Origin of the sequence: Butyricicoccus faecihominis, from assembly GCF_014648015.1 — a bacterium.
Classification (GTDB): Bacteria; Bacillota; Clostridia; order Oscillospirales; family Butyricicoccaceae; genus Agathobaculum; species Agathobaculum butyriciproducens.
Window position 1 is genome coordinate 73,894 of the sequence record NZ_BMQH01000010.1, and the last position, 12,096, is coordinate 85,989.

Here is a 12,096-nt window from a genome sequence, read left to right on the forward strand (position 1 = left end):
GTGCAAACTTACACATTGCACAGTGCCGCTATCGCGGCCCTCAGGAGGGCGCTCAGCACGGCGAGCGTAATACACAGGAAATAAGGCATCCTGCACGTTCGAAGCGAATACCGTCCGGTGGCTTCACCGCCCTGCCAGACCATCGAGCACGCGGCAAGCAGCGCGGAGACGCTCAGTACGGCGGGTACGCCGGTCGCTCCGATGATGATGGCACTTTCTTCTCCCACACTGACCGCGACGGTCATGGCAAGTACGAAGCCGCGTGCCGCGGCAACCGCACTCAGCAGCAGCTCTCTCGGGCGCAAAAATGCGCACACGAGCGGCAGCAGCACCCAGATAAGCGCGCACAGCGTGCTCTGCACCACATGCGCGGGCAATTCAGCCAGCAGACCGGAAAGCACCGCCGCGCCGTCCCCTTCGCCGGCCCGCAGACCGGTCAGACCGCCCGCCGCTGCACCGCACAGGAACATCGCACACAGGAACAGGAACACCGGCGTCCGCACCAAATCGTCAAAAAAACCGAGAATATGCTGTTTGTTCATACGTCTTCCCCCTTGGAAAAGTCATAGAACAGCATATTCCCGGTTTTATCTTTTTAGAACAACAGACGGACTTAGCCTTCCTCGTTGATCATCTCGCACATCGCGTTCACCATGTCCTTGCAGGGCTGGCGCAGGAACGGGCGTGCCTTTTTGTTGATCTCGTAGGTTGCATACAGCTTGCCTTCCTCGTCACGGTGCAGCACGGCCGCGATCAACTCGGTTGCAGCGGCGATGCGGTCAGCCAGATACGCAAGATCCACCTTTTCGCTGTCGCACACGGAAACTACCACGCGCTTCTGCGAACTGCTGGAAATCTTGGCAAGCTCGGTCGGCATTTCACGCTTCGAAGCGGTGAGCAGCACGATCTCACTCTTGATCACGGCAGCAAGTTCGTCCTCGCAGATACGAACCTCGTCGTAGCCCTCTGCAGCCTTGCAGGCCGCCGCATTCTTCGCGGACAGGAACAGATTGCGCTGCGGTACGACCTCCTTCTCCAGGATGGCGCGGATCAGCTTCTGAAGATATTCACCTTCACCAAGCACGGAAACCAGTACATTCTGCGGCATAATATCATCTCCTTCACAGGGCAGTACAAATACAAGAGCAATTATACGCACAAACAGTCCGTTTCGCAACGAATTTTACAGATTCTTTTTACAATTCATCACTTCGACTGATTTGCACAAATTTTATCCATTGCCTTTAGGTAAATTGCACATTCCAGACGCTTACGCTCCATCTCGCAGCCGAGGTCGTAGGAGTCGTTCATGTCGTGGTTCATGTTGTAGTTTGCTGCCGAGCAGCCGCCCGAGCAATAGAACTTTGCCCAGCACTTCTGGCACTTCGGACGAGAATAGATGTTCATGCCGGCAAACTTCTGCGCGATGTCCATATTGAAGGACTGGTCGAGCACGCTGCCCTGCTTGAACTCATCCTTGCCGACAAACTGGTGGCAGGGATAGATGTCGCCGTCCGGCGTTACGGCCACATACTCGTAGCCCGCACCGCAGCCGCGCAGACGCTTGACAACGCACGGCCCCTGATCCAGATCGACCATGAAGTGGAAGAAGGTAAACGGCTTGCCTTCCTTCTTACGCTCGAGCATGATATCGGTCAGACGGTCGTACTCGGCCTCGATTTTAGGCAGATCGTCCTCGGTCAAGTCGTATCCGCAGCCTGGGTCTGCCGTTACCGGCTCAACGGACAGACGGTCAAAACCTGCATCTGCAATGCTCAGCACGTCCTCGGCAAAATCGAGGTTGTGCGAAGTGAACGTGCCGCGCGCGTAGTAATCGAGGTTCGGGTCGCGCTCGTCCACCAGCGCCTTGAACTTGGGCACGATGGTGTCATAGCTGCCCGTACCGGCTACCGTCTTGCGGAACTCGTCGTTGACCTCACGGCGGCCGTCGAGCGACAGCACGCAGTTGTCCATGTTCTCGTTGATGTACTTGCGCTTGTCCTCATCGAGCAGCAGGCCGTTGGTGGTGATGGTAAAGCGGAACTTCTTGTTATACTTCTCCTCCAGGCTGCGGGCATAATCGACCGTCTGGGTAACGGTATCCCACGCCATGAGCGGCTCGCCGCCGAAGAAATCGACCTCGATGTTGTGACGCACGCCGGAACGCGCGATAACAAAGTCGATGGCCTTCTTGGCGATCTCGGGCGGCATGATCTTGCGGCCCTGGCCAAAGTCGCCGGTGGATGCGAAGCAGTACTGGCAGCGCAGGTTGCAGTCGTGCGCTACATGCAGGCACAGGGCCTTGACCGGTGCATTCACCGGAATGTAGCGGCTTACGTCGATGTAGTCATCCTGCGCGAACAACTGACCGGCCTTTTTCAGCTCGTACAGCTCGTCATATGCCTCGCGGATCTCGTCCGCGGTGTAGTCCGGCAGGGCGTCAATGATGCTCTGCGGACAGGTATCACCCATGTTTTCATCCAGCAGTCCGGACACTGCATAGCTGATATCATCGAGCAGATGTACCGCACCCGAGTTGACATCGAGCACGAAATTCAGCCCTTTTTTCTGATAACGATGAATCATTTATTTTCCTCCGATATACAGGAACAAGGCGCACCCGCAGGCGCGCCTTGCATATTCCTTTTAAGCGTGATTACTTTGCGTGCTCGCACTTCTGGTTTGCCACGGTGCAAGAGGTCTTGCATGCGGACTGGCAGGAAGTCTGGCACTCGCCGCAACCGCCGTGTGCTGCAGTCTGCTTCAGGGTTGCAGAAGTCAGGGTAGAAATATGCTTCATTTGATTTCCCTCCTATTTTTTGATGTGGCTGTAACGCTTCTTTTTCCGCATATTGGCACCGGCGTAACCGCCCAGTGCCGAGGCGATCAACGAGCAGAGCAGGCTGATCACCGTGCGTACAAAATGAATGGATTGACCGAGCGGCAGCACCGCAACGATCAGCAGGATCAGAAAAACCGCAAAACCTGCGCCGAGCGACCAGTAAAACTGGTTTTCGCCTGCGCGCTTTGCAGCGACCAGTGCGGCAAGCGCACTGCCGAGTGCAAGGAACACTAGCGCACAAGGCGCTATTGCACCCTCTGCCAATGTGCCGCGGTGAACGAGCACCGCACCGAGCAGCATCAGCAGCAGAGTACCGAGCAATCCGGCAAGCACCGACGGTAAAAGGATACCGACCGGTGACTGACCCTCATTGGTTTTTCTCATCATTTCATAGCCTCCCGCCGAATTTTATTTATATGTCATGCTATTCGGCAAGAAATGGGGTTATTACTTTGCGTCCTTCTTTGCTTCCTTGGGCGCCTCGACCGTCTCGGTCGCCGGAGCCTCCTTACCGCGGATCGCCCAGCGGTAAATCTTGAGCTTCGTGCGGTCGCTCGAAGACTCGATGACCAGAACGTCGTCCTTGATGCTGACAACGCGGCCGATAAAACCACCGATGGTGGAAATCTCATCACCGATCTCGATGGAGTTACGCATATCGCGCTCCTGTTTGTCGCGCTTGCGCTGCGGACGGATCAGGAAAAAGTAGAATACGACGATCAGAACTACAAACGGCAAAAACTGCGCGATGATCGCGCCATAATCCGACAGAGCCGGCATTTTGTCCAATGCCATAACCATGGTTACACCTCCCTATGCAATTTGCTGTAAATACTCACTATATTATACTGGATATTCTGTCAAATTACAAGCCTTTTTTGGAGGCAATACCACATAATTCAGCTGCGGCGCTTTACGGAGATTTTTTGTCCTGATGTCGGCCTCGGTTCCTTGCGCGAGTTCCATCCGCGCTGCCGCAATTTCTTGCAATACACAAAGTATTGCAAGAAACCGCGCCTAATCAGTACGCAAAATTTACTCGAAAATCGCTCTTGCTGTATTATGCGGTACTGCCTCTTTATTTGTGCTACTTAAGCTATTCACAGCATAAAATAGCAGTATCTTATCGAAACGAGGTGCTGACCATGCTTTTCCCTGCTTTATTTGCGCTCGGCGGCGCATTTTTCTTCTTTGTGCTGCGTGTACAGGGCGCGGACGGGTCGTTTCCCAAGCCGCTCACGCCCGATGAGGAGGCGGTTCTGCTGCGCCGCATGCAGCAGGACGGGGACGCCGAGGCACGGGAAAAGCTGATCGAGCACAATCTCAGACTGGTAGCGCATATTGTAAAAAAGTATTACGCCGTAAGTACGGAGCAGGACGATCTGCTGTCCATCGGCACGATCGGACTGATTAAAGCCGTGAACACCTTTAAGGCGGATAAAAATATCCGCTTGGCGACATACGCCTCCAAATGTATCCAGAACGAGCTGCTGATGTATTTCCGGCAAAAGCGCAAGAGTGCGGGCGAGCTTTCGCTCTCGGACACGCTCGAATCGGACGGTGACGGCAATGCGCTTGCCCTGCAGGATATTATCTGCTGCGAGGACAGCGGTCTTTCTGCCGTTGAGGAGCAGGACCGATACCATGCCATGCACCGCGCGCTGGCAGGCTGTCTCTCTCCGCGGGAACGCGAGATCATCCGCCTGCGGTACGGCATCGGTCTGGCATCTCCCCTGCCGCAGCGTGAGATTGCCGCACGGCTGGGTATTTCGCGCAGCTATGTTTCGCGCATTGAAAAGCGTGCGCTCGAAAAGCTGCGGGAGGCTCTCGAACGCGAGGGACGGCCGCCGTAAAAGCGGCGGTTGTCCCCTTCCGAAAAAAATTTTAATTTTTTTTGAAAAAAGGGTTGACGAATCCCGGATTCTGATATATACTAAACAAGTCGTCAGCGATGAGTCATCAAAAGCGACAGCAAAACTTAACAAATAGCCGAATTGTGTAAAGGTAGCACGACAGACTCTGACTCTGTTTGTGAGGGTTCGAATCCTTCTTCGGCTGCCACCGAAAACCGTCTTTTTTGAAAAGACGGTTTTTCTTTTTCCTTTTCGTGGTTTTCCTGTGACGGCTATTTGACAGACGGTCTCTCTCCCGATATACTAAAGTATATGTAAAGGAGCGATTACCATGTTTTGCATGAACTGCGGCACACAGCTGCCGGACGGCGCAAAATTCTGCATGAACTGCGGCACAAAAGTCGGTGAGGTCGGCGCAGGTGCTGTCCCCTCCGGCAAAAAATATCCCTCGTACGCGATGCTGTATCCGAACAGCATGGCTTATCTCGAGTCCCCTGCCTATCAGCGCGAGCGCGGTCTGATGAAGCAGTCCGAGCTTGGCGCGACGCCGTATGCAGGCTTTGATTTTACCAACTATGTTTCTCTGGACGACGGCACGTTGGTCGGCTTTGTGTTCGGGCACACCGTGCGTTACCGCGCTGCCGAGGACTTCGGCTACAATCTCTATCGCCTGAATCCGGACGGCACGGCTGTTTTCCTGAATGCCGGCTGCAAACGCGGCGGCACCGAGCTGTATGTGCAGGACGGAAAAGCGCACTGGACGGTGAATGGAGAAGCGTTTTCCGCATCCATTTGAGTATTAAGGCACCTGGTATCAGGTGCTTTTATTTTTGCATAATTTTTCGTAAAACCGCTTGACTTGGAGCACACTCCAAGTGATAGAGTGGGTTTAGAAAAAATATTCAGGAGGAAAACTATGTATATCGAGAACATCAACGGTCCCGCTGACGTGAAGAAGCTGAACATTAAGCAGATGACCGTGCTTGCGTCCGAAATACGTGATGCACTGCTGACCAAGCTGAGCCGTCACGGCGGCCATTTCGGTCCGAATTTCGGCATGGTAGAGGCAACCATCGCACTGCACTATGTATTCGAGTCCCCGAAGGATAAGTTTGTATTCGATGTTTCCCACCAGTCCTACCCGCACAAGATGCTGACCGGCCGCAAGGACGCTTTTCTCTACGAGGAGCACTACGACGACGTTTCCGGCTACAGCAGCCCGCACGAGAGCGAGCACGACCATTTCACCATCGGTCACACCTCCACCTCGGTCAGTCTGGCCTGCGGTCTGGCCAAGGGCCGCGACCTCAAGGGCGAGGACGGCAACGTGGTTGCTATCATCGGTGACGGCTCGCTCAGCGGCGGCGAAGCACTGGAAGCGCTCGACTATGCGGCAGAACTGGACGGCAACCTGATCATCCTCGTCAACGACAACGATATGTCCATCGCGGAGAATCATGGCGGTCTGTATCAGAACCTGCGCCTGCTGCGCGAGACGGGCGGCAAGGCAGAATGCAATCTGTTCCGCGCGATGGGTCTGGATTACCGCTTTGTAGCCGACGGCAACGATATTGCTTCGCTTATCGAGGCATTTAAGGCCGTAAAGGACAGCACGCAGCCGGTTGTTGTGCACATCGTCACCCAGAAGGGCAAGGGCTACGCGCCTGCCGAGCAGCACAAGGAGGAATGGCACTACTGCGCTCCGTTCCATCCGGAGACCGGCGAGCCGCTGATGGACATGAGCGGCGAGTGCTACGAGAGCATTACGCTCGACTTTATGATGAAGAAGATGCAGGCTGACCCGTCTGTGTGCATGATCACCTCGGGTACGCCGACCGTGCTTGGCTTCACCGAGGAGATGCGCAAGAAGGCCGGCAGGCAGTTTATCGACGTAGGCATCGCCGAGGAGAACGCAGTTGCGCTGGCGTCCGGCATTGCGGCAAACGGCGGCAAGCCGGTCTACGGCGTGTACAGCACATTCATTCAGCGCGCTTATGACCAGATTTCGCAGGACCTGTGCATCAACAGCAACGCGGCTACCATTATTGTTGCGTGGGGTTCGGTTTACGGCATGAACGATGTAACGCATCTCGGTCTGTACGACATTCCGATGCTGGCGAACATCCCCAACCTGGTTTATCTGGCGCCGACCACCAAGGAAGAATATCTGGCGATGCTCGACTGGAGCATTGAGCAGAACGAGCATCCGGTCGCTATCCGTATGCCGGGCGGCGCACTGGTTTCCGACGGAAAGGCTGTTACTAAGGACTTCGGCAGGCTGAACACCTACGAGATTAAGGAGAAGGGCGCAAAGGTCGCTTTCATCGGTCTGGGTTCGTTCTACCCGCTCGGTGAACAGGCGGCGGCGCTCATCAAGGAAAAGACCGACGTACAGCCGACTCTTATCAACCCGTACTATATCACCGGCGTGGATACTGACCTGCTCGAGAGCCTCAAGGCGGATCACGACGTGGTCATCACCCTCGAGGACGGCGTACTCGACGGCGGCTTCGGAGAGAAGATCGCGCGTTTCTACGGTGATTCCAACATGAAGGTACTGAACTTCGGCCTCAAGAAGGAGTTTCTCGACCGCTATGACGCAGACGAGGTATTGAAGGACAATCACCTCACCGCAGAACAGATTGCGGAGGATGTGGAGAAGGTTCTGTAAGATTCCCTTTCCATTAGGCATTCGGTAACTCTCCTCCACAGAGCGGGCTGCCCTACGATTCTCTAAACACTGTTGCACGTATTTGTGCATGAAAAAACACGAAAGGCTTCGGAGCAATGCTCCGAAGCCTTTCGCGCTGTATGTCAAGTTTGGGGAGGTTTATGCCAGTCCAAGTTCCTTTACACGAGCCTGTGCTGCTGCCAGACGTGCGATCGGCACGCGGAACGGCGAGCAGGAAACGTAATTCAGGCCAACATTGTGGCAGAACTCGACGGAGGACAGGTCGCCGCCGTGCTCGCCGCAGATGCCGAGCTTGATGTCCGGGCGGGTGCGCTTGCCTTCTGCAACAGCGAAGCGGATCAGGCGGCCTACGCCGTTCTGGTCCAGGCGAGCGAACGGATCGGACTCGAGGATCTTCTTGTCGAAGTAGGTCTCCAGAATGCGGCCCACGTCATCACGGGAGAAGCCGTAGGTCATCTGGGTGAGGTCGTTGGTGCCGAAGGAGAAGAACTCCGCTTCCTTGGCCACATCGCCTGCGGTGACTGCGGCACGCGGCGTCTCGATCATCGTGCCTACCATATACTTCATCTTTAGGCCGGACTGCTCGATCAGCTCGTCAGCCTTAGCCTTGATAACCTTCTTTACAAAGCGCAGCTCGTTGACCTCGGATACCAGCGGAACCATGATCTCCGGCGTGATATGCAGGCCGTCTTCCTTCCAGACATTGATAGCTGCGGATACGATAGCCTCGGTCTGCATCTCGGCGATCTCCGGATAAAGAACGTCCAGACGGCAGCCGCGGGTACCCAGCATCGGGTTGAACTCGTGCAGGCTTTCTACCTTGCCCTTGAGCTTGTCGAAGGATACACCCATCTCATCGGCCAGCTCCTTGATCTCGTCATCCTCGTGCGGGAGGAACTCATGGAGCGGCGGGTCAAGCAGACGGATGGTAACCGGCAGACCGCCCATTGCGCGGTAAATTGCCTCAAAGTCGCCGCGCTGCATCGGCAGGATCTTGGCCAGAGCGGCCTTGCGCTGCTCGAGCGTATCGGAAATGATCATCTCACGAACCGCCTTGATGCGGGCCGGCTCGAAGAACATATGCTCGGTACGGCAGAGGCCGATGCCTTCTGCGCCGAACTTGCGGGCCTGCGTTGCATCACGCGGGGTATCGCCGTTGGTGCGAACGTGCAGGGTGCGGATCTCGTCAGCCCAGCCCATGAAGCGGCCGAAGTCGCCGGTCAGCTCAGCCTCCTGCGTTGCGATCTCGCCGAGGTATACGTTGCCGGTGGAGCCGTCGAGCGAAATAACATCGCCCTCGTGTACTACCGTGCCGTCAGCGAAGGTCAGGGTCTTATCCTCTTCGGAAACCTTGATGCCGTTTACGCCTGCTACACAGCAGGTGCCCATGCCGCGTGCTACTACGGCTGCGTGCGAGGTCATGCCGCCGCGGGCGGTCATGATGCCCTCGGATACGGCCATGCCGTCGATATCCTCCGGAGAGGTCTCCTGACGGACGAGAACAGCCTTGATTCCGGTCTTGTGGGCCTTGGCTGCATCATCAGCGGTGAAGTAAACCGCGCCGCAGGCTGCACCGGGAGATGCCGGCAGGCCGGTGGTGATCGGCGTAGCTGCCTTGAGAGCTGCCGGATCGAACGTCGGGTGCAGAAGTGCGTCAAGCTGCTTTGCCTCAACCTTCATAACCGCCTGCTCCTTGGTGCAGACGCCTTCGTCTACCAGATCAACCGCTACCTTGAGCGCTGCCTGTGCGGTGCGCTTGCCGTTACGGGTCTGCAGCATGTAGAGCTTGCCGTTTTCGATGGTGAACTCCATATCCTGCATATCGCCGTAATGCTTTTCAAGGCGGCTGGAAATGTCAACAAACTGCTGATAAACCTCCGGCATGGTATCTGCCAGCGCGGAGATCGGCTGCGGGGTGCGGATGCCGGCTACAACGTCCTCGCCCTGTGCATTCATCAGGAACTCGCCGTACAGCTTCTTTTCGCCGGTGGCCGGGTTGCGGGTGAAGGCTACGCCGGTGCCCGAGGTTTCGCCCATGTTGCCGAATACCATCGACTGGACGTTTACTGCGGTGCCCCAGCTGTGCGGGATGTCGTTCATGCGGCGGTAGGTGTTTGCACGCGGATTATCCCACGAGCGGAATACTGCGCGGACAGCCTCCATCAGCTGCTTCTTCGGGTCCTGCGGGAAATCTTCGCCGAGGGACTTCTTGTAGTGATCCTTAAACAGAACGATCAGCTCGGACATATCGTCCGCGTCCAGTTCATTATCCATCTTAACGCCCTTTTTGTCCTTTACCTGGTCGATAAACTGCTCGAAGGTGGACTTAGGCAGCTCCATAACAACGTCAGAGAACATCTGAATGAAACGGCGGTAGGAATCGCGTGCGAAACGCGGGTTATTGGTCAGCTTGGCAACTGCTTCGCAGATCTCGTCGTTCATGCCGAGGTTAAGGATGGTATCCATCATGCCGGGCATGGATGCGCGCGCACCCGAGCGAACGGATACGAGCAGCGGGCGCTCGGGATCGCCGAGGGTCTTGCCGGTGGTCTTTTCGAGCTTATCGAGGTACTCCAGAATCTGATCCTGAATATCCGGATAAATAGTCTTGCCGTCCTCATAATAACGGGTGCAGGCCTCGGTGGTGATGGTGAAACCCTGCGGCACAGGCATGCCCAGTCCGGTCATTTCAGCCAGATTGGCACCCTTGCCGCCAAGCAGCTCACGCATTTTTCCGTTGCCCTCCGGGAACATGTAAACATACTTTTTCATTTGGGTATTTCCTCCGTTTCGATTGATGCTCTCTCTAATACTCATTCTCTTTATCACGCAAGCACATTATAGCACGTTAGCGGTGAAATATTCCATTGTAGTATTATACCGATTTCCCACGAATATATTGTGCACTTTGACCAATTATGTATTTTTAACCAAAGCTCAAACGTTTGCGTAAAATCTGTCTTTTTAATTTATCAGAAATTTTATCCGATTTTTATTTTATCTTTTCCTGTTTTTCTCGATTTTTACGGTGTTTTGGGCGTAAATACGTTTCATGCCCGTCAGCTTTCATTCCATTAGGCGTAATGCACAAATTCCTGCAAAGAAAATCGGCGGTCTGAGGCAGACCGCCGATAGAAGCGAAGGAATTGCTGGAAACCACGACACTGATCGCAGGGATGCCGTCGTAGCTGGTCTCGTAGAGCTTGACCGAATACGGATACGTCGAGGACGAGGTGAACGAACCGCCGGTGAACTGGTAGAAGGTGTTTTCACCCAGTGCGGCGTAGTAGCGGAGCAGAATCTTGTCGCCGGCTTCTACCTCTTCCCTGTCGTAGTAGTAGGTGGTCGTGGTGCCCTCCCGGATGGTGCCAAGCAGTGTGACACCGGTCACCATACCGAAATCCGGCACCGGATAGTGCTTGCTGTAGCAGCGCGACGCGTCCGGCTTGTGGTTGCGGTTATACTCGCCGGGAGAGTACGCCGTACCGTCTCCGATCAGGTTGTTCAGGTAGCGAATCGGCACCGAGTAAGACGGTACGCCGCCGGAATGGCTGCTGACCGTAATGCCGACAACCTTGCCCTCATCGTTGATGAGCGCACCGCCGGAATTGCCGCTGATGACCTGCGCCGTGCTTTCGATCATCGGTGCAAGGTAATCGTCGTTTTCCGGGTCGGTCACCTTACCGGTCGTGACCGTTGCGGCGCCGCCGCCCGGGTAACCAAGCGCGTAGACCGTGTCGCCTTTCTCGACCTCGGTGGTAACACCGAGGTACGGCAGCGTGCTGCCGACGACACGGATATGCGCGATGTCCGCGTCCGCGTCAAAGTTGTAGATCGTGACCTCACGCTTGGTGCCGTCGTACATCTCGGCCACAAGGCGGTAAACGCCGTTGACAAGGTGTCCGCAGGTCACCGCATCGCCGCGTGCGCTGAGCACAACGCCGCTGCCGATGCCGAGGATGTTGTTCTTGTAATCGTAGGCGTACAGCTTGAAAATCGCCGGTACACAGGCGCTGAACACCTCGTCCGCCGTCATGCCGACATGTGCTTCGATGGTGAAGCTCTGCCGCAGATCCGGCTTTGCCATACGGGTGACGATAGCCGCAACCTCGCTGCGGCGAATGTTGGTGTTCGGCTTGAAATCGTGCGTGCTTGGGCTGCCCGTCAGCACGCCCGCCCGGTACAGACGGTACACATCAGCGGCATAGCCTGCCGACATGTCCACGTCCGCAATCGCACCGTCCGCAATGTCGTTGATCGCGGTCAGAGCGTCCTCCGGCAGCGCGTTTGCAAAGATGGACGCAAACTGTGCCCGGGTCGCCGGCTGATCGTAATTCACATAAGTCGTGTTAATAATACCATTTTCCAATGCATACGTCACATACGGCTGATACCACGGACGGACTTTGTCAAAATCCGCACTGCCGTTAACATATATACTATGTAGGCAAGCCGCCAGTTTGATTGCCTGAGCAATCGTCAGGTTGCTGTTCGGCTTGAACTGGGTGGCGTTTACGCCGTCCACCAGCTTGTATTCATACGCCGCCTGAACATTCTGCGCGTACCACTCGGTTGAGGGCACGTCGGTGAACTGTCCGGCAGGATACGTTGTTTTCGAAGTAAAGTTTTCATAGCCCGCAAAAGCCGCAGGCAGCATGCCGACCATCAGCGCAGCCGCTGTGATCAGACTGAGCAATCGTTTTTTCACG

The 12,096-nt window shown here is 55.6% G+C and carries 11 protein-coding genes and 1 tRNA gene; 4 read left to right on the forward strand and 8 right to left on the reverse strand.

Annotated features, from left to right (window positions below; translation table 11 throughout):
* Window positions 1–8: 8 nt before the first annotated feature.
* The 6 genes from IEY11_RS10810 to yajC all read right to left on the reverse strand — a co-directional run bounded on the left by IEY11_RS10810 (window position 9) and on the right by yajC (window position 3,643).
* Window positions 9–542, reverse strand: a complete 534-nt coding sequence (locus tag IEY11_RS10810) for a hypothetical protein (protein ID WP_188886530.1) — start codon at window positions 540–542, stop codon at window positions 9–11.
* Between the two features lie 71 nt (window positions 543–613).
* Window positions 614–1,108, reverse strand: a complete 495-nt coding sequence (locus IEY11_RS10815) for an NAD(P)-binding domain-containing protein (protein ID WP_188886531.1) — start codon at window positions 1,106–1,108, stop codon at window positions 614–616.
* A gap of 98 nt (window positions 1,109–1,206) precedes the next feature.
* On the reverse strand, window positions 1,207–2,586 hold the full coding sequence (gene scfB / locus IEY11_RS10820; RefSeq protein WP_117751057.1) for a thioether cross-link-forming SCIFF peptide maturase: 1,380 nt from the start codon (window positions 2,584–2,586) through the stop codon (window positions 1,207–1,209).
* A gap of 70 nt (window positions 2,587–2,656) precedes the next feature.
* Window positions 2,657–2,800, reverse strand: coding sequence for a six-cysteine ranthipeptide SCIFF (gene scfA, locus IEY11_RS10825; protein ID WP_110435348.1), 144 nt, complete (start codon window positions 2,798–2,800; stop codon window positions 2,657–2,659).
* Between the two features lie 12 nt (window positions 2,801–2,812).
* On the reverse strand, window positions 2,813–3,229 hold the full coding sequence (locus IEY11_RS10830) for a TIGR04086 family membrane protein (RefSeq protein ID WP_110435349.1): 417 nt from the start codon (window positions 3,227–3,229) through the stop codon (window positions 2,813–2,815).
* A 60-nt stretch (window positions 3,230–3,289) separates the two neighbouring features.
* Window positions 3,290–3,643: a preprotein translocase subunit YajC gene (yajC, locus tag IEY11_RS10835; protein WP_242988051.1), complete on the reverse strand. Its 354-nt coding sequence runs from the start codon at window positions 3,641–3,643 to the stop codon at window positions 3,290–3,292.
* Between the two features lie 344 nt (window positions 3,644–3,987).
* Here yajC and sigK point away from each other — a divergent pair, with 344 nt between their 5' ends.
* From sigK to IEY11_RS10855, 4 genes are all read left to right on the forward strand, one after another.
* Window positions 3,988–4,695, forward strand: a complete 708-nt coding sequence (gene sigK / locus IEY11_RS10840) for an RNA polymerase sporulation sigma factor SigK (protein ID WP_110435350.1) — start codon at window positions 3,988–3,990, stop codon at window positions 4,693–4,695.
* A gap of 134 nt (window positions 4,696–4,829) precedes the next feature.
* Window positions 4,830–4,903, forward strand: a tRNA-Gln gene (locus IEY11_RS10845).
* 123 nt (window positions 4,904–5,026) lie between these two features.
* Complete coding sequence (locus tag IEY11_RS14660; RefSeq protein WP_201309088.1) at window positions 5,027–5,491, forward strand: zinc ribbon domain-containing protein; 465 nt, start codon at window positions 5,027–5,029, stop codon at window positions 5,489–5,491.
* A gap of 120 nt (window positions 5,492–5,611) precedes the next feature.
* Window positions 5,612–7,366 carry a 1-deoxy-D-xylulose-5-phosphate synthase gene (locus IEY11_RS10855; RefSeq protein WP_188886532.1) on the forward strand — a complete coding sequence of 585 codons (1,755 nt, stop codon included), beginning with the start codon at window positions 5,612–5,614 and terminating at the stop codon, window positions 7,364–7,366.
* A 159-nt stretch (window positions 7,367–7,525) separates the two neighbouring features.
* Here IEY11_RS10855 and ppdK read toward each other — a convergent pair whose 3' ends face one another.
* Both ppdK and IEY11_RS10865 read right to left on the reverse strand, forming a co-directional pair.
* Window positions 7,526–10,159: a pyruvate, phosphate dikinase gene (ppdK, locus tag IEY11_RS10860; protein WP_188886533.1), complete on the reverse strand. Its 2,634-nt coding sequence runs from the start codon at window positions 10,157–10,159 to the stop codon at window positions 7,526–7,528.
* Between the two features lie 220 nt (window positions 10,160–10,379).
* Complete coding sequence (locus tag IEY11_RS10865; RefSeq protein WP_188886534.1) at window positions 10,380–12,095, reverse strand: trypsin-like peptidase domain-containing protein; 1,716 nt, start codon at window positions 12,093–12,095, stop codon at window positions 10,380–10,382.
* Window position 12,096 lies beyond the last annotated feature (1 nt).